The sequence below is a fragment of the Streptomyces sp. NPDC053474 genome, assembly GCF_044544845.1.
In the GTDB taxonomy this organism is placed as follows: Bacteria; Actinomycetota; Actinomycetes; order Streptomycetales; family Streptomycetaceae; genus Streptomyces.
On record NZ_JBITXV010000001.1, the window covers coordinates 170438 to 190028 of the forward strand.

At 69.4% G+C, this 19591-nt stretch carries 16 protein-coding genes and 1 pseudogene; 6 read left to right on the top strand and 11 right to left on the bottom strand.

All coding sequences use genetic code 11. From position 1 onward, the window contains the following. Positions 1-240: 240 nt before the first annotated feature. The 4 genes from ACIG3E_RS00755 to ACIG3E_RS00770 all read right to left on the bottom strand — a co-directional run bounded on the left by ACIG3E_RS00755 (position 241) and on the right by ACIG3E_RS00770 (position 4911). Positions 241-993, bottom strand: coding sequence for a GntR family transcriptional regulator (locus tag ACIG3E_RS00755; protein ID WP_366794346.1), 753 nt, complete (start codon positions 991-993; stop codon positions 241-243). A gap of 142 nt (positions 994-1135) precedes the next feature. Next, positions 1136-2395 (bottom strand): alpha/beta hydrolase fold domain-containing protein, encoded by a 1260-nt coding sequence (locus ACIG3E_RS00760; RefSeq protein WP_399609609.1) that lies wholly within the window; start codon positions 2393-2395, stop codon positions 1136-1138. A gap of 168 nt (positions 2396-2563) precedes the next feature. After that, on the bottom strand, positions 2564-4147 hold the full coding sequence (locus ACIG3E_RS00765) for a S8 family serine peptidase (RefSeq protein ID WP_399609611.1): 1584 nt from the start codon (positions 4145-4147) through the stop codon (positions 2564-2566). Between the two features lie 257 nt (positions 4148-4404). Then, the gene (locus tag ACIG3E_RS00770) at positions 4405-4911 is read right to left on the bottom strand and encodes a MarR family winged helix-turn-helix transcriptional regulator (protein ID WP_399609613.1); all 507 of its coding nucleotides are present in this window, start codon (positions 4909-4911) and stop codon (positions 4405-4407) included. Between the two features lie 166 nt (positions 4912-5077). On the opposite strand from ACIG3E_RS00770, the gene ACIG3E_RS00775 reads away from it, so the two are divergent. Further along, positions 5078-5710: a malonic semialdehyde reductase gene (locus tag ACIG3E_RS00775; RefSeq protein WP_399609615.1), complete on the top strand. Its 633-nt coding sequence runs from the start codon at positions 5078-5080 to the stop codon at positions 5708-5710. 128 nt (positions 5711-5838) lie between these two features. Further along, a complete protein-coding gene (locus ACIG3E_RS00780; RefSeq protein WP_399609618.1) occupies positions 5839-7065 on the top strand; it encodes an MFS transporter in 1227 nt (408 codons plus the stop codon). A 54-nt stretch (positions 7066-7119) separates the two neighbouring features. Here the strand turns inward: ACIG3E_RS00780 and ACIG3E_RS00785 are convergent, their stop codons facing one another. Further along, positions 7120-8538, bottom strand: coding sequence for an amidase (locus ACIG3E_RS00785; RefSeq protein WP_399609620.1), 1419 nt, complete (start codon positions 8536-8538; stop codon positions 7120-7122). 440 nt (positions 8539-8978) lie between these two features. Here ACIG3E_RS00785 and ACIG3E_RS00790 point away from each other — a divergent pair, with 440 nt between their 5' ends. From ACIG3E_RS00790 to ACIG3E_RS00805, 4 genes are all read left to right on the top strand, one after another. Beyond that, complete coding sequence (locus ACIG3E_RS00790; protein ID WP_399609621.1) at positions 8979-10223, top strand: helix-turn-helix domain-containing protein; 1245 nt, start codon at positions 8979-8981, stop codon at positions 10221-10223. Positions 10224-10551: 328 nt separating this feature from the next. Then, positions 10552-11346 (top strand): toll/interleukin-1 receptor domain-containing protein, encoded by a 795-nt coding sequence (locus tag ACIG3E_RS00795; protein WP_399609623.1) that lies wholly within the window; start codon positions 10552-10554, stop codon positions 11344-11346. Next, a complete protein-coding gene (locus tag ACIG3E_RS00800) occupies positions 11343-13331 on the top strand; it encodes a hypothetical protein (RefSeq protein WP_399609625.1) in 1989 nt (662 codons plus the stop codon). The genes ACIG3E_RS00795 and ACIG3E_RS00800 overlap by 4 nt, the downstream gene beginning before the upstream one ends. Continuing rightward, a complete protein-coding gene (locus tag ACIG3E_RS00805; RefSeq protein ID WP_399609627.1) occupies positions 13328-14665 on the top strand; it encodes a hypothetical protein in 1338 nt (445 codons plus the stop codon). The genes ACIG3E_RS00800 and ACIG3E_RS00805 overlap by 4 nt, the downstream gene beginning before the upstream one ends. Before the next feature lie 415 nt (positions 14666-15080). On the opposite strand, the pseudogene ACIG3E_RS00810 reads toward ACIG3E_RS00805, so the two are convergent. From ACIG3E_RS00810 to ychF, 6 genes and pseudogenes are all read right to left on the bottom strand, one after another. After that, positions 15081-16388: pseudogene (locus tag ACIG3E_RS00810) on the bottom strand (type ISP restriction/modification enzyme); the annotation flags it as partial. Positions 16389-16471: 83 nt separating this feature from the next. Beyond that, positions 16472-16762, bottom strand: coding sequence for a hypothetical protein (locus ACIG3E_RS00815; protein WP_399609629.1), 291 nt, complete (start codon positions 16760-16762; stop codon positions 16472-16474). 375 nt (positions 16763-17137) lie between these two features. After that, positions 17138-17500 carry a DUF234 domain-containing protein gene (locus tag ACIG3E_RS00820; protein WP_399609631.1) on the bottom strand — a complete coding sequence of 121 codons (363 nt, stop codon included), beginning with the start codon at positions 17498-17500 and terminating at the stop codon, positions 17138-17140. A gap of 53 nt (positions 17501-17553) precedes the next feature. Then, positions 17554-17967 (bottom strand): DNA-binding protein, encoded by a 414-nt coding sequence (locus ACIG3E_RS00825; protein ID WP_399609633.1) that lies wholly within the window; start codon positions 17965-17967, stop codon positions 17554-17556. After that, the gene (locus ACIG3E_RS00830; RefSeq protein WP_399609635.1) at positions 17949-18230 is read right to left on the bottom strand and encodes a hypothetical protein; all 282 of its coding nucleotides are present in this window, start codon (positions 18228-18230) and stop codon (positions 17949-17951) included. Before ACIG3E_RS00830 ends, ACIG3E_RS00825 begins: the two co-directional genes overlap by 19 nt. Positions 18231-18500: 270 nt before the next feature. After that, positions 18501-19589: a redox-regulated ATPase YchF gene (gene ychF / locus ACIG3E_RS00835; RefSeq protein ID WP_399609637.1), complete on the bottom strand. Its 1089-nt coding sequence runs from the start codon at positions 19587-19589 to the stop codon at positions 18501-18503. Between the last annotated feature and the right edge of the window lie 2 nt (positions 19590-19591).

A 19591-nucleotide genomic window follows, 5' to 3' on the forward strand; every position in this document is an offset into this window, starting at 1 on the left:
CCGGCCGCGACGAGCCCTAACTCTCCCCCCTTTACGCCCCGTTGACCCAGGCGCCCCGTCTCCGTGCGCCCCGCCCACCGGGGCGCACGACGTTCGCACGAGGACGGGCCGGGCGGTACCGGGCCAAGGCGTGCGCCTGGCCAACGGGTAACGGGCCAGGGCGGGTCGGCCCGCGAGAAAGGCCAGATTCCAGCGTCGGGACGCCCGCCGGAGGACCGGGAACGCGCGCCGGACGGACCGTCAGCGGACGGGCAGGTGGTACGCGACGCGGTACCGGTCGGCGGGCACCACGATGTCGGCGGTCTCCACGGGGCGGCCCGACGCGTAGTACGTGCGCTGGACGACGAGGACGACGTGGCCGGGCACCCCGCCGAGCGCGAGCAGCTCCTCGGCGAGGCCGGGGCGGGCGCCGACCTCCTCGGCCACGTTGTCCACGACCACGTCGATGGCGGCCATGCGGTCGACGACGCCACAGCCGCCGAGGGGCCCCTCCTCGGGGAGCATCACGGGGGTGCGGCCGGTGACGGCGAGCGGCTCCCAGGAGGTGGAGAGCATCATCGCCTCGCCCGCGTCCCGGAAGACGTACTTGGTGCACATCACGCGGTCGCCCACGCGGATGCCGAGCCGCTCGGCGACGGCGCCGGTCGCCTCGGCCTGCTCGCTGCGGGACTCCCAGGTGCCGCGGGTGCCGTCGGCGGCCTGCTCCTGACGGAAGGGCGAGGAGGCGCCGGGGCCGCGGAACCCCGTGCGCGCGATGCGGCGCGGGACGGGGCGCTCGCGCACATAGGTGCCGGAGCCGGAGCGCCCCTCGACCAGACCCTCGGCCATGAGGACCTTGCGGGCCTCCAGGGCGACCGTGTCCGAGACGCCGTACTCCTCGCGGATCCTGGCCTGCGAGGGGAGCCGGGTGTGCGGAGGCAGCGAACCGTCGGCGATCTTCTTGCGGAGATCACCCGCGACGCGCAGATAGGCCGGCTGCTCACCGAAAGTCACTGGCCACTCCCATCAGGTTGACAGACAGCAACAGCGTGGCAACCGTGGGTTGTTGGCCGCAACCCTAGGCCAAGGAATCACCCGAAGTGATGATTTCCCGGTCCGCAGGGCTTTACGCAGCACCTTTCCAGCGCTATATCCCTCAACTATCCGTAATTCCCGGCCCATTGACGCTCATGCGCCCGGCCGGTGACACCGCCGGAGCGGGCGGCCGCCCCGCGATCCGGTCCAGGAAGCGCCCGAGCACGCCCCGCGCGACCTGGCTCGCCCACCCGCCCCAGTTGACGTCGAAGCAGTGGTCGGCCCAGGGCAGTTCGACGTAGGTCGCGGGGGCCCCGGCGGCGGCGAGGCGTCGGGCCAGGTCACGCGCCTGCGCCACCGGCACGGCCCGGTCCGCGCCGCCGTGCAGGAGCAGCGTGGGCGGCACCCGGCGGTGGACGAGCCGCGCGGGCGAGCCGAGCCGGTAGCGCTCGGGCGCACCGGCCGCCGAACCGCCCATCAGACGCGGCATCAGCGGATCGGCGCGCAGCACGGTCCGCTCGATGAGGCGCCGCATGTCCGTGGGCCCGTACAGCGAGACCACTCCGGCCACGGGACGGTCACGCATCGCGCACGCCGACCGCGTGTGGTGCTCACTCTTCGTACCCGCCGCACGCGGTGCGCCCGGTGTGTGCGAGGAGGGCGCCCGCGCGTAGGCGGCGGCGAGCGCCAGGTTGCCACCGGCGGAACTGCCCGCGAGGACCAGGCGCTCGGGGTCCACGCCGTAGGTGCGCGCGTGCCGCCGCACCCAGCGCACCGCGCACCGTACGTCACGGATCTGGTCGAGCTGGGTGACACGCGGCGCGAGGCGGTAGTCGATGTCGAAGACCGACCAGCCGCGCGCGTTGAGCCAGCGGTTCCAGCGGGGCGACTGACTGCGGTGGCCCTTGTTCCAGCCGCCGCCGTGCACCCAGACCACGGCGGGCCGCCGCACCGCGGGCAGCGCGGGCAGCGTCCACAGGTCGAGCCGGACGCGCTCGCCGCCGGGGCGCGCGTAGGTGATGCCGCGCCCCCGGGCCGGTGTCTTGGCGTAGTTGACGCCGCCGCTCACGTACGTGCCGAGGTCCAGCGTCGCGCCGTGGCGCTCGGCGGTGCGGTACGCCGCCGCGTACGGCATCACGCCGTACACCAGGGCGGCGAACGCGGTGAGGGCGGCGGCCCCCGCCCACCACGGGCACCGCCGCGCCGCGCACACGGCGGCCGCGAGCCCGAGGAGCGCGGGCGGCACGAGGGTGAGGCTCCAGGAGGTGACCGCGACGGCGACGGCCACGAGGGCGGGGACGCGGGGCAGTGGCGCGGCGACGAGCACGGCGAGCGCGGCGTTGAGCAGGCAGAGGACGGCCAGGAGCCCGCGGATGACCACCCCACAGAACTATCACAGAAGCAGACAAAAGGCCCTTAGGGTCACGTTCCCGGGCGCGCACATGCCTCGCCCCCGCGGGCGGCCGGGACGGACCCGGGAACCGCACCGCGAGGGCGAGGCCACTCGCTCATGTCACTGACTCATGTCACCGCTACGGGCAGGAAGGGCTCAGAACTGCAGGCCCCAGCTGTCCAGGGTGCCCTCGTCCTGGTCCGCGTTGTCGGTCACCCGGAGCTTCCAGGTGCCGTTGGCGGTCTCGGAGGAGGCGTCGACCGTGTACGCGGTGTTGATGTCGTCCGAACTGCCGCCCACGCCGAAGTCCTTGAGGACGTACGCGGTGGTGTCGGGGGCCACGAGCTCGATCTTCAGGTCACCGACGTACGTGTGCTTGATGGCGACCGGCACGCTCAGCGTCGACGGGGCGTTGCCCGGGACGCCGGAGACCGTGATCGGGGACTCCACGGAGGAGTTGTCGGTGATGGAGAAGTCCGCGCCGTTCTCGAACTTCGGTCCCGGCGGGTTGGTGCCGCCCCCGCCCACGTACAGCAGGCGGTTGGGCGAGCCGGTGCCGGGGCTGCCGACGACGTTCGGGGTTGCCGCGCTGACCAGGGCCTGGGAGACCTGGGCCGGGGTGGCCGTGGGGTTCTCGGCGACGTACAGGGCGGCGGCGCCCGCGACGTGCGGCGAGGCCATCGACGTGCCGGAGATGGTGTTGGTCGCCGTGTCGCTGGTGTTCCACGTCGACGTGATGCTGGAGCCGGGCGCGAACAGGTCCAGGACGGTGCCGTAGTTGGAGTAGCTGGCCTTGGCGTCGGTGTTGGTGGTGGCGCCGACGGTGATGGCTTCGGTGACGCGTGCGGGCGAGCGGGTCGAGGCGTTGGTGGTCTCGTTGCCCGCCGCGACGGCGTAGGTGACGCCCGCGGCGATGGAGTTGCGCACGGCCGTGTCGAGCGCGCTGTCGGCCGGGCCGCCGAGGCTCATGTTGGCGACGGCGGGCTTGACGGCGTTCTTGGTCACCCAGTCGATGCCCGCGACGACCTGGGCGGTGGTGCCGGAGCCCTGGTTGTTGAGCACGCGGACGCCGACGATCTTCGCCTTCTTGGCGACGCCGTGCGCGGTGCCGCCGACGGTCCCTGCGACGTGCGTGCCGTGGCCGTGGCCGTCCTGCGCGACGTTGTCGTTGTCGACGGCGTCGTAGCCGTCGGCGGCGCGACCGCCGAAGTCCTGGTGGCTCTTCCGGACGCCAGTGTCGATGATGTAGACGGTGGCGCCCTCACCGGCCTTGTCCGGATACGTGTACTTCTGGTCGAGGGGGAGGTTGCGCTGGTCGATGCGGTCCAAGCCCCACGACGGCGGGTTGGGCTGGGTCCCGGCGACCTTATAGGTGCGGTTCTGCACGACGGAGGTGACGGCCGGGTCGGCGGCGAGCTTCTTCGCCTCGGCCTCCGAGGCGTGGACCTCGTAGCCGTTGAGCACCTTCTTGTACGTCCGCTCGATCTCCGCGCCGTGCTTCGCGGCCAGGGCACGGCCCTTGGCCGAATCCGCCTTCGCGGCGTCCTCGTCGAGCGTGACGATGTAGCTGTTCGCGACGGAGCCGGGGGCGCCCGCGTACTGGATCCTGCCTTCCGCGCCGCTCGGCTGCGCGGCCGCCGGGAGAGCGGACACGACGCCCAGGGCGACCGCCGTGGCGGCGGTCAGTGCGAGAGGGCCTGCACCTGTCAGTCTTCGTCGACTGTGACGCGTCACTGCCATCTGAGGGGTCCTCCTCGATCGGTGGTGCGCCTGTGGGGGATACGACAGGGGCATGACAAGGCAGTGGCGCCATGTCTACGCCGAGTTGATCAGTGGTCAACTCTCTGTCGCCGTCGAAAGGTTGTCGGATCCCCAAGGGACGCACAAGGGTGGCGTTCGGACGTAACACGATTGCCATGTGCGGGTCATGGCCGAAATGTGCCGCTGGGCGGGCCCGCGAAGGCCCGCACGCCCATCGCCGCGCACCCCGCGGCCGCCTACGTGATCGACGTGTCGCCGTGCAGCTCCAGGAACGTGCGCAGCAGCTCAGCCGCGCGCAGGACCTCGTCGCGGTCGAGGCCGTCGAGGAGCCGGTCGTAGTTCTCCAGGTGCTCGACCATCAGCGTGTCCGTGAGTTCCTTGCCGCGCTCGGTGAGCTGAATCCTGACGGTCCGGCGGTCGGTGGCGTCCCGGACGCGCTGGACCAGGCCTTTGGCCTCCATGCGGTCGATGCGGTTGGTGATCGCGCCCGAGGTCACCATGGCGGCCTTGAGGAAGGCGCCCGCGGTCAGGGCGTACGGCGGCCCGGAGCGGCGCAGCGTGGTGAGGACGTCGAACTCGCCGGTCTCCACCCCGTGCCGGGCGTGGAACGCCTTCGCCTCCCGGTCGAGCAGCCGGTGCATGCGCTGCACCCTGGCGATCAGCTGCACCGGCCACAGGGCGTCGGCCAGCTCGGGCCGCTCCTTCTCCCACTGCCCGACGATGGCGTCCACGGCGTCGCTCATGCGGACCCACTCTCCTTCGCTTCTGCTCTCTCAACGGACGACTTCTCAATGTTAAGACACTTGACGCTGAAAGAACCTGCGTGCTTTTATCTCAACGTTGAAACTCTCACTGCTCAGAAGACGAGCACGAAGAGAACGAACGCGAAGAGAATGAAGGAGCGCCCCGATGTCCGCCGCCGCCCAGCCCGCTCTCGCCCTCGGCCCCAGCGCCGCTCTCGCCCTCGGCCCCGACGCCCAGGACCTGCTCTTCCGCGAGGCCCGCACCGCCAACACCTTCACCGACGAGCCCGTCACCGACGAGCAGATCCAGGCCGTCTACGACCTGATCAAGTACGGCCCGACCGCGTTCAACCAGTCGCCGCTGCGCGTGGTGCTCGTCCGCACCCCGCAGGGGCGCGAGCGGCTCCTGAAGCACATGGCCGAGGGCAACCGCGCCAAGACCGCCACCGCTCCGCTCGTCGCGATCCTCGCCGCGGACCACGAGTTCCACGAGGAGCTGCCGCGCCTGGTGCCGCACGCCCCCGACACCGGCCGCACGTACTTCTCCGAGCGCGGGGTGCGCGAGCGGTCCGCCCTGCTCAACGGGGCCCTCCAGGCCGCGTACTTCATCGTCGGCGTACGCGCCGCGGGGCTCGCCGCCGGGCCGATGACCGGGTACGACGCGGCGGGCCTGCGCGCGGAGTTCCTGGACGCCGACCACGAGCCGCTGATGGTCGTCAACATCGGCAGGCCCGGCCCGGACGCGTGGTTCCCGCGCTCGCCCCGCCTGCCGTACGACGACGTCGTCACGACGACCTGACCCGACCTCGCGCGTCGACTTGGCCCGGCCTGGCCTCGGCACGACTGCCCGGCCCGGCAGTCCGGCACAGGGCCGTCTCAACGGCCCGGCACCGGCCGCCCGCACACCATTCGCTTCAGGGGGTTCCCATGTCCACCGTCACCGCCCTCGGCAAAGCCGTCCCGCGCCCCGCCGCCGCCCGGGCCCGCTCCGGCCAGGTCCCCATCGGCTGGCTGGCGTTGCTCGCCGCGCCCGTCGCCGCCGGGGCCAACGCGCCGGTGCTGATCCTGCCGGACATGGCACGCTCCCTCGGCGTCGCCACGGCCACGGCGACCTGGCTGGTCACCGCCTTCGCCTGGGCCATGGCGGCGGGCACCCCGCTGCTCGCCGGGCTCCTGCGCCGCCGCGGCCTCGCCCCGGTGCTGCGGCTGAGCACGGGCCTCGTCCTCGGCGGCACCGCGCTCGTCACCGCCGCGCCCTGGCTGCCCGTGGCCCTGGCGGGACGTGCCGCGCAGTCCCTCGGCGGCGCGGGCCTGGTCGCCATCGCGATGAACCTCGCGGGCAACGCCCGCCGCATGGGCGTGATCAGCTCCGGCTTCGGCGTCCTCGGCGCCGCCGGGCCACTGCTCGGCGCGACGCTCACCGACGCCGTGTCGTGGCGGCTCGCACTCGCGGTCTCGGCGGTCGCGGTCGTGGCCGTACCGGCGGTCGCCCGCTACGCCGGACAGACGCCGCCCGCCCAGGGCCGCTTCGACACCCGCGGCGCCACGCTCCTCATCGCGCTCGCCACGACCCTGATCCTGCTGCCGACCGCCCCGCTGCCCGCGCTCGCGGGCGCCCTGGTCGCCGCGGCGCTCCTCGCCGCGCACGTCCGCCGCCGCCCCGAGGGCTTCGTCCCGGCCCGCCTCCTGCGCTCCCCGCTCTTCGTGACCTCCGCGGTGCTCGGCGCGGCCCTGTCCACCTCGTACTTCACGCTCCTGTTCACCGTGCCGCGGCTGCTCCAGGACCGCGCGGGCTGGACCACCGGCACCATCGGCACGGGCCAGCTGGTCACCCTGCTCATCGCGTCCGCCGCGTCGTGGCTGCTCGCCGCGGGCTCGGCCCGCATGGGGCGCGCGGCGGTACGCGCGGTCCTGATCACCGTGGGCGTGACGGCGGCCGTCACCGCGGCCCTCGCGACCTCGGGCGCCCTGCTCCTGCTGGCCGCGGGCGCGGCGGCCTTCGCCGCGACGGGCGCCAACGCGACGCTCTCCGTGCAGGCCGCCGCGGCCACCACGGACGCCCAGCGCCCCACCGCGATCGGCCTGTTCGCCCTCAGCTACCAGCTCGGCGGCGCCTTCGGCCCCGGCCTCGCCACCCTGCTCGTCCTCGGCTAGCCCCCGCACGCGCCACGGCCCCCGCCCCCTCCCCGGCGGGGGCCGCGCCCCTGTTCACAGCGCGGGCCGCCGACGCCCCCACCCCGTCGCGGCCTCGAAGGCGGCCCCCACCTCCAGGACGGCCCGCTCGGCCCGGGGCGCCCCCACGATCTGGATCCCGACCGGAAGCCCGGCCTCCGTGAACCCGGCGGGCACGGCGAGGGCGGGCCCGCCGAGCAGCGACACGTACGACGCCGACCGCATCCAGTCGATGTACGTCTCCTGCGCCTGTCCGTCCACGACCCGCGGGTACTCCCACTCCGCCGGGAACGGCGCGACCTGGCTCACGGGCGCGATCAGCACGTCGTACCGCTCGAAGAACCCGACGGCCGCGCGCAGGACGCGGGTGTGCTCGGCCGTCGCCGCCGCGAGGTCGGCGCCGGTCAGCCTCCGGCCCTCCTCGATGTTCCACACCACGCTCGTCTTGAGCAGCTCGCGGTGCTCGTCGAGGAGCGGCCCCAGCCCCAGCAGGAAGGCCTGCGCGCGCAGCGTACGGAAGACGGCGTCGGCCCCGTCCAGGTCCGGGCAGTCCTCCTCGACCCGCCACCCGAGCGCCTCGAACACCGCGCCCTGCCGGTCCAGTACGTCCCGTACATCGGACTCGACCGGCACCCGCCCGCCCAGGTCCGGCGCCCACGCGACCCGCAGCCCCCGGGTGTCGCGCTCCAGCGGCGCCCGGAACGAGGAGGCGGGCGGGGTGTCGAGCGACAGCGGGCAGCGCGGATCCGGCCCGGCGATGACGGACAGCAGCAGCGCCACGTCGGCGACCGTACGCCCCATGGGCCCCGGCACGGTCAGGCTGTCCCACGCGTTCGCCGCCGGGTACGACGGCACCCGGCCCGGCGTCGGCCGCAGCCCCACGACGTTGCAGAAGGAGGCCGGATTGCGCAGCGAGCCGCCCATGTCGCTGCCGTCCGCGAGCGGCTGGAGCCCCGCCGCGAGCGCGGCCGCCGCTCCTCCGCTGCTGCCGCCCGCGGACCGTCCGAGGTCATAGGGGTTGCGCGTCACGCCGAACACGGCGTTGAAGGTGTGCGACCCGGCCCCGAACTCCGGCACGTTCGTCTTGCCGAAGCCCACGGCCCCCGCCGCCCGCATCCGCGCCACGACCAGCTCGTCCTCGTCCGGCACCCACTCGGCGAACACCCTCGACCCCAGCGTGGTCCGCGTCCCCCGCGTCAGATGCGTGTCCTTGAACGCCACCGGCAACCCGTGCAACGGCCCCACGTCGCCGCCCCCGGCCAGCCGCTCATCCGCAAGCCCGGCCGCCGCGAGCGCCCCCTCACCATCCACGGAGACCACGGCATTCACCCCAGGATTCACCCGCCCCACCCGCCCCAGATGCGCCCCCACCACCTCCCGAGCGGACACCTCCCCCACCCGCACCCTCCGCGCAAGCTCCACCGCATCAACAAAACAGAGATCGTCATCGCCCATACCGGACCACGGTGGGGACCCAGGGCCGGAACGTCAACAGCGACGAAGGGGCCCCCAGAAGCAGACTCCTTCCGAACCTCTTACTTTCCCGGGCAGTAAATCGCCGAGCGGCAGGCAGCATCGAGCCTTGGACGGTCGACTCCGCTGCGCGATACCGGGGTGATCGAGAGAACCTCACTCTCGATCAGCTTGTCCCACTCGTGATCGTCCCCAGTCATGGCAAGGAATGGACGAAGAACAGAAGAGGCAACGGGCAACCCCACCGAACCCCGATTCCTGAGGCGCACCTCGTGTCAAACTCGCTCTCGGATGCGAAGCGAAATGACTACGTCACGACGGGTGTTCGCCGTCGATCTTCGCGTCGACCAGCGAACGTCGAACGCAAGTTCCCGGCGAGAGCGCATAGCTCTCGTGATCGCTGTTCAAGGGGAGGTTTGGCAGTGAGTACAACTCGACGTTTTGGCCCGGAACTTCGCCGTTTACGACAGGAAGCGGGGCTTACTCTGACCGAGTTCTCCGCGGCACTCAACTACGACAAGGGGCACCTCAGCAAAGTCGAGCGCGGAGAGCGTTCCGCGTCTCCCGAACTTTCCCGGCGGTGCGACGCCTTCCTCGGTGCGAACGGCGAGCTGCAACGTCTCGCCGTCCGCCCCGAGATCGGTTCGAGCGCCACCGAAACCCCCGCCACCCCGACCCGCTGGCGCGTCGGACGCCGGGCGGTACTCGCGGCGAGTACGGGAACACTGATCGACCTCGGCCTGAAACTCGGCAGCCAGACGTCCTCCCCCGTCGACCCCCTGCTTCCCTCCTTCCGCGAGCAGTTCGACCAGCTACGCAAGCTCGGCCAGTCCACCGCACCGAAGGTTTTGCTTCCCCTGTTGGAGGCCCAGACGCGCACAGTCGCAGGACTGGCGGTCGACGCCCCGTCCGCCACTCGGGCACCCGCACTCTTACTCGCGTCGCGGTTCGCGGAGTTCACCGGCTGGATGGCACAGGAGACTGGGGACAGCCGCGCGGCACTCGGCTGGACCAGTGAAGCCACCGAACTGGCACGCGCCGGGGGCGATCCGCACCTCGGTTCCTACGCGCTTGTGCGACACGCCCTGATCACGCTCTACGACGGGGACACCGCAGGCACCATCGCTCTGGCCCGCCGGGCCCAGGGCGACGAACTCCCGCCGCGCATCAGAGGGCTCGCAGCCCAGCGGGAGGCGCAGGGACACGCGCTCGTCGGCGCCGAGCGCGACTGCCTCCGCAGCCTCGATAAGGCGCGGGAACTGCTCGACAGCGACGATGCCCGCAGCGGTGCCGAGCCCGTGATCGGTACCACCCACACAAGCGATCCAGCAGCGATGACGACCGGCTGGTGCCTGCACGATCTCGGTCGCCCCAAGGCCGCCGCCGAGATACTCGACCGGGAGTGCCGCCGTCTCCCGCCGCACGCGCTGCGAACTCGCGCCCGGTACGGCTTGCGCAGGTCCCTGGCCCACGCCGCCTCCGGAGAGGTCGAGCACGCGTGCACAATCGCCAGTGAGTTTCTGGGGGTGATGCCGACCGTGCCTTCAGCGACGGTGAACAGCGACATCCGGCGACTCGCTCGGGAACTCTCCCGCTTCCGGAGCAGCCGAGCCGTACGGGACCTGCAACCTGCGTTGGCACGGGTACTCGCCCCCGCGCACGACTAACACCGGCTGGACGACAGAACCCGGCTCAAGTCTCCGGACTCGCCGGACCACCGACCCCTCCGGTCCTGCTCATCACACAGGCTCCGGCGGTATCCCCTGACCCCGCCCGACGGTTCGTACCGTGTCTCCGGCTTCTTCGGCCTGCCCACGATCAGTGACGCACGGGCAGTGCACCACCATCCGTACGCCCTCCCGTCGACCCGCCATGCCGTCACACGGCCAGAACCTCATGGCCAGGGTGGACCCGGCCCTGGAACGCCGGTCCGCAACCCCCGCGCTTGTCCCCCGTCACCCCGTCTTCCGTTTACCTCTCACGAAGGGAACCTTCATGCCCGACGTCTTCGTCAACTACCGCACAGGCGACGAGGAATCCGCAGCGACCATGATCGCTCGGGAGCTCGCCCGACGGTTCGGCAGCGACCGGATCTTCTTCGCAAGCAACTCGATCGAGCTCGGGCACCGCTTCCCGGTGGAGCTGGTCAGGGCGGTGGAGGAGTGCCAAGCACTCCTCGCCGTGATCGGCCCGCGCTGGGCAGAAGTAAGGGGGGTGGACGGCCGCCCCGCCCTCGAAGCCGAGCAGGACTGGACCCGTCGTGAGATCCAGACCGCGCTCGACCGCGGGATCCTAGTGATCCCTGTGCTCGTCGGAAAGGCCACGCGGATCGACCGCGCCACCCTCCCGGACAACCTGCGCGAGCTGGCAGACTGCCAGTACAGGCGATTCGACCACCGCAACGCCGAGTCGGACCTGACTGCGCTGGGCGATGCCCTCGCCCGGCTGCTGCCCGAGATGGGCACAGTGGACCGCGACGCCCGTGCAGCGCAGGAACGGGCTGAGGCGAAGTCCCGCAAGAAGTCGGCCCAAGACACCGAGCACACCAGGATGCGGACCCGTGACGTCGAGCAGCGCGTGCGCGGCGGCATCGGAAACCTCAACGGAGACCTGTCCGGCACTTTCGTCAACGAGCCACAGGGGCCCGTGAACACCGGTCGGGGTCCTCAGTACAACGCTCCCCGCTTCCAGGGAGACAACACCGGAGTCCAGTTCACCGCGGGCGACAACAGCGGTACGGCCCACCAGCGCTTCGAGCGCGAGTGCCAACACTCGGACGACGGGCGATGACCGATCAGGACCGTGTCACCGTCAACGATCCGCGCGGCCCGGTGAACAACGGCGTAGGGCCCCAATACGTCTTCTACGGCGCCGGCGCGGATTGGATGAGCCGCAAAGGGGTCGAGTCCCTCAGGATCGTCCGCGAGGACCGGGTGCGCCTGGCCGACCGGTTCGTTGCGCCAGGGGGCTACCGCGTCGCTGCCGACCGCCTGGAGAAACCCGGATCGATGGTGCTCTTGGAGGCGCCACCCGGCAGCGGCCGCCGCGCTGCGGCGATCATGCTGTTGCACGAGCTCGGTGAGGACCGGGGCGCCGATGAGAAGAAGGTCCGGTTCGAAGAGCTTCCTGCCACGGACAACAACAAGGACGAGGTCCCCCTCACCCCCGGTGCAGGGGACCGCTTCCTCCTCGACCTCTCCCGGATCACCGACGAGGAAGGGTACGCCAAGGCCCAGCACCACCTGGCCGTACGCCGGTCACAGATCCAGGAGGCGGGGGCCCACCTGGTCGCCGTCCTGCCCTCGGGCATGGAGCACGCCCACGCGCCGGACCTCGAGCCGCACACGGTGACGCTGGGGCGCCCCCGAGGCATCGCCGTCGTCACCCGGTACCTCCGCATGGACCGGATGGCATTCCGCCCCGGGGACCTGGGGAGCGCCGACCTCCAACGCCTGTGCGACCGCTCCCCCATGCGGGAACTGGCGCGGCTCGCGAGGCTGGTGAGGGCCGCTCGCGACAGCGGGTTCGGCGCCGACTTCGCGGGATGGCTCGACCAGGCACTGCACGCGGTGACCAACCGGGCTGGTGAGGTGGGCCGACAGGTGGCTACGGTCCGCACCACACCCGAGCGGGCTTTGCTGCTCGCGACGGCGGTGTTCGAGGAAGCCCGTGCAGACACTGTCTACGAGGCGTGGCACGGCCTGATGAAGACGGTGAGGCACGAAGAAGAGACGACGACCGAGCTCGCGCGAAAGGATTTCGGGGAGCAGTTGGCGGCGCTCGGGATCGAGCGGGACTCGGACGGACGGCTCCGCTTCGGTCGGCTGGCCTACGCCGACGCGGTACGGACGTACTTCTGGGCGAACTTCCCCGGGACGCGCGACGACCTGAGGGATTGGATCGGCCAAGCCGCCGGACTCCGCGGTCTGACCATCGACGACCGAGTGAACGTCGTCGTCCGCTTCGGCGAACGGTCCTTGGCCGTCGAACGGCCCGACCACCTCTTCGACCTTGTGACCCTCTGGGCAGACAAGGCGACTGGGGCGTCCTGCGACCCACGAGCCGTGGCCGCCCTCGAACTCGGTCTCAGCCACGAGCGGTTCGGAGGATGGTTCCGCAGGCGGATGTACGAGTGCGGAAGGTCCGGCCCCCTCTCGGACGGACTCGTCCGCGTTCTGACGGCCGCTTGCCTCCAGAGCCTCAGCACGACGCACCCGGATCAGGCGCTGGTGCGGCTCCATTACCTCGCCGTACGGAAGGGAGGGGCAGCGCGCGAGGCCCTGGAGGCCCTTCTCGACCTTGCCAGCCGCGACCGTCGGCTCTACCGGCTGTTGGTCGACCGCGTGCGGGACCGGACGCGTCGGGAGCTGCGCGGGGCGGAGCCCCACCTTCAGCTGCTCACAGAACTGTTGTGGAGTGACCGGGCACCGGACCCGCCGCCCTGGCCGGACCTGTTCCTAGGCTGGGAAACGGTGTTCTCCCAGCCCCCGACGGAGCTCTGGCACCCGATGGTGAGCAGCTGGCTGAACACTGCGGCGGGTGACAGCACGCAGGAGATGGCGCTGAGCGTGATGGTCGGGGCAACACACGGCCGCACGGCCGCTCTCCACCGCCTCTACACCATCGCCTGCGACTGGGCCGGGCCCTCGCGTCACCCGCCACGGGCGGCCGTCGCCGCCACTTTCTGGCAGCACATCGACCACGCGCAGTTCGCCCGCGCGGAGAGCGCGAAGCGTGCGAGCGCCGGCCCCCGGACCACGGAAGAGGAACGATGAAACGCCGTTTTCCCAGCCTGCTGTTCGTCGCTCTCTGCGGCCTCTCACCGGCTGTGCTCGGAAACCTCCTGGCCTGGTCAGCATGGCTGTGGGGCTTCATGTCCATGGTCACGGTCTCAGGTTCCCTGCTGCTTGTGATGACGGTCCTCAGCGGGGGACGCGCGCTGACCGATCCGTACGAGCCCGGGGAATCTGAGCCCCCCGCGCCGCCGACGGAGCGGCCGTACCAGGAGACGCGGGTGGTCGACGCGGCGCTGCCGAGCGCAGTGGACGGCTACGACTTCCGCTTCTCCGCCACCGTGTGGTGGCGGCCGGTCCCCGACCACGCCGACCGGTCGGACAGCGCCTTCCCGGCCCTCGCCGTGTCCTCGGTCGTCAGCCGGGCCCTGGAGGTCGTCCGCCACGAGGAGCCCGGCCGGGCGAGCTTCGCGCGATATCTCCTGGATGGCGAGCTCGGCGTCCCGCTACCGGACCGGAGCGGACGAGTGAAGGCCCTGGCGGCTGATGTGACGTTGACCCTCGCCCCTGCCGACCGAGAGCGCCTGCGGAAGTTGAACGACCTTCGCAAGGACGAGGAGATCTGGGAATACGAGCGGCAGCACGAGCGCAACAAGCGGCGCTACCTCGGCGACGACGTACTCAAAAGCGCGGGCAGCGCGGTGGTGTGGTGGCTGACCCGTCACGAGAACGAAATCGAGAAGGCAGTCGACATGATCGGCCCGCTCGCGCAGATCACGGCGGCGGCCAACGATGAAGAGGTGCCCGAGCTCTTTCGCCACCTGCTTGTCCCGCCGGTGGGCGCGCGGAGTGAAACGACCGTCGGGAGCCCTCTGTGGGACGGCCACGGCAAGGGAGGAGGGATGTACGACCGCGAGGAGGAAGTGGGGGTTTCGGATCGGCTACTGCTGTTGCTGGCGGCAGTGGGCCTGAAGCCAGACATGGACGAGTACACGGTGCTCGTACACCGTGTGGTGCGGAGCCTGGAAGCCACCGGGCTGGACGAAGCCGCCGAGGAGATCAGGCAGACCCTTCTGTCTACGCCCGCCGAGGGCGGGGGGCCGGAGGGTGAGTCTTCAGGCGAGAGGGACACCACGAGGCCTTGGGAGCCGCGTTCACCATTCACCGACGCGGCCACAGCCTCCAACCCGGGTGCCGACAGGGGGGCGGGCACGTTCACGCCAGGGATGGCGGAGAACGGAGCAGACGAACGGACGCACGGCTCGCGGGAGCCGAGCGAGGAAACCACGCCTCCGTACTTCTGGGACACCTCACACAGTCCGCAGCGGCCCGCCGCAACGCGTGCATCGGACGAGGACGACGAGGACGAAACCTAATCCGGTAGGCAGTCGGCTCGTCGGGGCTCCCCCTTCACCACACACCGCGGCGAGGGGGGACCTTGCGAAGCTGCGCCCCATGAACCCATGCGGGAGCCTCACTGGCGGCCCACCAGATCAGCGACGTGGCGATACAGCGTCCACTACACGTTGAACCTGAATCTGTAGCGCAGAGCCCCCACCTGCGGAAACGCAGGTTTTGGAGGGGGTATCACAGCACCATCCCAGCACGGGGCCGCCATTCCAGCACCGTGCAGCTCGAATGTCGCCTCCATCACTCATCACTCGGCTGTTGCGGCCGGTGGAGTCCAGCAAGCGGTGAAGGCCGTGAGGCTTCAGGAGCAGGCTGGGGACGGGGCCCCGCAGCGCTCTACATCCGGGACACGGGCTCGCGCCTTCGTCGCCCCGTAGCTGATTACCGCTTCCGGTGTGTCCGATTATTACTGGGCTCTCCGCTCCTATGTGACCGAAGGGATGGCTCTGTCGCTGGTGTGTCCCCCTGCGGCGCGATCGGCCTGACTGCATGCGGCTCCCGCAGTTCGATGCCCTCAGTCCCTGGAATGGTTTGGTCACGCGATGGGGCCGGAGCTGAACGGCGAGCGCGTTCGGGCACAGGAAGGACACCACGCCTGAGGAGCTCTTCCACACTAATCAGTGGGGAGGCAAGAATACGGTCAAGCAAAAGGGATTGAGCGGGCTGCGCCTCGACCAGGTGCCACAGGACTGCCAGCACATGCTGGAGTTCTTCACTCCAAGAAGGAAGCCAATGGTTCGGGCGTATATGGTCCAGTTCACTGCCTGCCTTGGGTGACAGGGGACCGCTTCGCCGCCGTAGCCAGCCGTCGAGTACGTTCTGCCCGCCGACCTGGTACGCACGCACTCCAGGCGTTACCGGCCCGAAGACACCACTACCGAGACGAAGCTCAAGACGGTCGGGATCGTAAAGGAATCTCTCGGGAAATTCATGTCTACCGACCTGCTTGCGATACGTGATGGTCGGCAGTGCTGTTTCCCAGACCTGGTCAGCGCCTCGGGATCGCCCTTCCTGCGGATCAATGAAACGTTCACCAAAGGTCGAGGCCCAGATCACGGCCCTGCCGATAGAGAGTGCTTCCGACCACAGAGTGGCATCACCAGTGAGCGGCACTCGAACGCCGCGCGTAGTCAGTTCGTCACCGAACCGCGATGTGAAGCCAGGATGAGCGGTGACGGCTGCAATGTACGCAGCCAGATCCATCGCGGAGACCTTCTGGAAACCGTAGGAGTTGGTCAGGTGCTGGAGTAGGCCGGGAACCACATTAGGCGCGCCATCCTTCTGAAGAAGAGACAGAACTCGACCGCCCCGACCATCGAAGCAATGATGGTCGGGCAACAGAACCGAAAAGACCACAGCTGGCCCAGGGCCGAACTTTCTGGAATGTTGCTCAACTACTCGTAACTGATTCGGAACCTGACTCTCCCACAGGTCTGGTGAACTTCTATCAAGGACCCTATTATCCGGAATAACCCACTGGCGATCGAATGGACGATAGGCCACTGGCACTGGCTCGGGACAGACAGGGGAAATTTCCATCATCGACTGTCTCTGCAGTCCAGAGCCAGGCAGAGGATACACCTTCCGGTCAATGGTTCTGCTGTGCGTTTCCCGAAAAAGCGAACGCTTTTCCTCGACGTCCCTCTCTGTGGCCAGTCTCTGCCATCGATCTCGTAGCGTGTCCTTGTCCGTGGAGTATACCTACGTACGCTTAGGCAGCACACCGGGCGCCGACCACGGCAATAGGTCACCGAGGGCTGGATAGCGTCCCTCTAGAGCAACATATCGAATGTTGGCTGGCTCCTCATCGCCCTCAGCGCGAACGAACACGGCGATCGCGAGCTGCTGTTGCGCATGAACTCCCACTGCTCGCGGTCGCGTTTCGTAAAGCCATCCGGTGTGATGTCGTGGCTCGGCGCCTTCAACTCCAGAAAGCCAGTGACACGCCCCCCGCTCTCCACTGCATAGTCGGGCCGAACTTTCGCTTCTGGAAGAGGAAATTCTGGATGGAGACGGGAGTTCAACTTCCAGCGTGAGCCGAATGCCTCGACGAGCTTCTTCACCGGAGGACTGATCGACGCCTCTGTATCACTAAACCTCAGTCCCGCACTGCATTCGACTCCAAAGTTCGCCACGAGATCCCGGATCCAGTCCTTCGGCACATCGCCCCCCTCCAGGCTGCAGCCCTTTGCGATGCTTCATCACCGTCCCACAGCATCGGCCAGAACAATAGGGCAGGGGAGCGCTCATACAAGGGCGCAGGGCGCGCGGGGGGCGCATACCGAGGCCAATGGTTCTCGAGGTAAGGGTGTTAACTCAGTGGGGCAGATCCGGCGATCGCCTACTGCCACCGACCCCATTGCGCCTGGCGGGGGGGGAGGCTATGCATGGCCGTCCGATGACGACTGGGGCTGACGTGCCCCGCAAGATCCTCCGGTTCAGTGAGCGGAAAGCGACGGACCATCCGCCACCCCGCAGCGGGAAACTGCAACCAGTGGAGTATCCGGGCCAGCGCCAGGCACGGCCACCATGTCACGCACCAAGACGTCGTACTCGTGACGGCCAAAGAGCTGGGCCTCCAGCCACTTGACCGACCCGACAAAGTGCACCTGCCGGACCACCGGCTCGCGGTCTGCCCCAACGGGGTCGATCTCGGGGCTGTTCTGCCGTTTCCACCAACCGCCGATGGCCTCGGTCTCAGGCCACTCGTCGTTGGGCATCAGACACAGCAGGGACTCTCGGATCAGCGGCTCGACCGCTCGATCGTGCCAAGAGGTCCACGACCGCTCAATGCGTTCCAACGCCAGTCACCACAGCCACGCTCGATGAGCGGGATCGCGCGGCCCAGGGGACATCACACCGCCACGAGCCGGACCCGATCGCCGCAGAGCTTGGTCATTTCGTCGATATCGGAGGTCAACATGACCACGGGGCGGTGCTGGCGCAGCGCAGCCTCGGCGACAGCCGCATCGATCGCGTACTTGTGCCCGTGCAAACCGGCATTCATTAGCAACTTCGACGCTGCCCTGGCCTCCTCGTTACCCACCGGGGCCACACGCAGTCCGGAAAGCGCCCAGTTCAGGCGGGAGGTGTTCGTACGGGCATGGACCGCCTCGATAATGGTCAGCGCGCTGATCACGACTTCCATGCCGCGCGAGCGCGCCTCAGCAACCAGAGCCACCACCTGCTCATCGTCAGCGAGCAGCTTCGAGAGCCCTTCGCTGTCGAGGACCAGCGTTCCCTCGTGACTCAGCCTGCGGCGGGCCACTCGGCCTCCCCAGCAAACACCTCGTCGAAGACCTGCCGCGCCCGCTCACGGGCCGACTCAGAAACCGGCCCCTTGCTCTCATAGTCCGCCAGGTACTCGTCCAGGACCTGCCCGCGCAGCTCCCGTTCGACCGCCCCGGCGATGAACGCTGAGAACTCCCGCTTGCCCACCCGCGCCCGGATTGCCTCAGCCGTCCCTTCCGGCAGTGACAAGCTCACGCGCGTCGCCGGCCCTTCCCCGATGCCGTACGTCGTCACACCCACACTCCGGGTGTGTCAAACGAGTAGGAAAAGCGCCACGGTCGATGCCGCCCACAAGCGCCGAGCGGCACGCATCCCAGCACGGGCCTTCTTATGCCATCCCAGCACGACCCCAGCACGGTAGGGATGAGCAGGGGTGATGACAGGTGACGAGGGGTCAGCTATCCCAGCACCATCCCAGCACGGGAAAAAACAAAGGGCCCGACTCCGAAGAGTCGGACCCTCTCTGACCTGCATGTTTGCCAGATCGGCAACGTGGCGATATGTCAGCCGCTACACGTTGAAGCGGAACTCCACCACATCCCCGTCCTGCATCACATACTCCTTGCCCTCCATGCGGGCCTTGCCCGCTGCGCGGGCGTCGGCTACCGAGCCCGTTTCGACCAGGTCGGCGAAGGAGATGACCTCGGCCTTGATGAAGCCCTTCTGGAAGTCGGTGTGGATGACACCGGCCGCCTCGGGGGCCGTGGCGCCCTTCTTGATGGTCCAGGCGCGGGATTCCTTGGGGCCTGCCGTCAGGTAGGTCTGGAGGCCGAGGGTGTCGAAGCCGACGCGGGCGAGGGTGGCGAGGCCGGGCTCCTCGGCGCCGACGGACTGGAGGAGCTCCAGGGCGTCGTCCTCGTCCAGCTCGGCGAGGTCGGCCTCCAGCTTGGCGTTGAGGAAGATCGCCTCGGCGGGGGCGACCAGGGCGCGCTGCTCGGCCTTGAAGGCGTCGTCGGTCAGCTCGTCCTCGTCCACGTTGAAGACGTAGAGGAAGGGCTTGGTCGTGAGGAGGTGCAGGTCGTGCAGGAGCTCCGCGCGGTCCGAGCCCTGGACGACGCCCTGCGAGAAGAGCGTGTCGCCCTTCTCCAGGATCTCCTTGGCCTCCTCGACGGCCTTGACCTTCGGCGCGATGTCCTTCTTGATGCGCGACTCCTTCTGGAGGCGCGGCAGGACCTTCTCGATCGTCTGGAGGTCGGCGAGGATCAGCTCGGTGTTGATCGTCTCGATGTCGTCCTTGGGCGAGACCTTGCCGTCGACGTGGACGACGTTCTCGTCCGCGAAGGCGCGGATGACCTGGCAGATCGCGTCGGACTCGCGGATGTTCGCCAGGAACTTGTTGCCCAGGCCCTCGCCCTCGCTGGCGCCGCGCACGATGCCTGCGATGTCCACGAAGTCGACGGTCGCCGGGAGGATCTTCTGGGAGCCGAAGATCTCGGCGAGCTTGTCCAGGCGGGTGTCGGGGACACCGACCACGCCCACGTTCGGCTCGATCGTCGCGAACGGGTAGTTGGCCGCAAGGACGTCGTTCTTGGTCAGGGCGTTGAACAGGGTCGACTTGCCGACGTTGGGCAGACCGACGATTCCGATCGTGAGCGACACGT

Excerpts from the sequence above, each read along its gene's own strand:
- ACIG3E_RS00765 (WP_399609611.1), bottom strand. The coding sequence starts at position 4,147 with ATGGCAGTGACGCGTCACAGTCGACGAAGACTGACAGGTGCAGGCCCT.
- ACIG3E_RS00770 (WP_399609613.1), bottom strand. The coding sequence starts at position 4,911 with ATGAGCGACGCCGTGGACGCCATCGTCGGGCAGTGGGAGAAGGAGCGG.
- ACIG3E_RS00775 (WP_399609615.1), top strand. The coding sequence starts at position 5,078 with ATGTCCGCCGCCGCCCAGCCCGCTCTCGCCCTCGGCCCCAGCGCCGCT.
- ACIG3E_RS00780 (WP_399609618.1), top strand. The coding sequence starts at position 5,839 with ATGTCCACCGTCACCGCCCTCGGCAAAGCCGTCCCGCGCCCCGCCGCC.
- ACIG3E_RS00785 (WP_399609620.1), bottom strand. The coding sequence starts at position 8,538 with ATGGGCGATGACGATCTCTGTTTTGTTGATGCGGTGGAGCTTGCGCGG.
- ACIG3E_RS00795 (WP_399609623.1), top strand. The coding sequence starts at position 10,552 with ATGCCCGACGTCTTCGTCAACTACCGCACAGGCGACGAGGAATCCGCA.
- ACIG3E_RS00800 (WP_399609625.1), top strand. The coding sequence starts at position 11,343 with ATGACCGATCAGGACCGTGTCACCGTCAACGATCCGCGCGGCCCGGTG.
- ACIG3E_RS00805 (WP_399609627.1), top strand. The coding sequence starts at position 13,328 with ATGAAACGCCGTTTTCCCAGCCTGCTGTTCGTCGCTCTCTGCGGCCTC.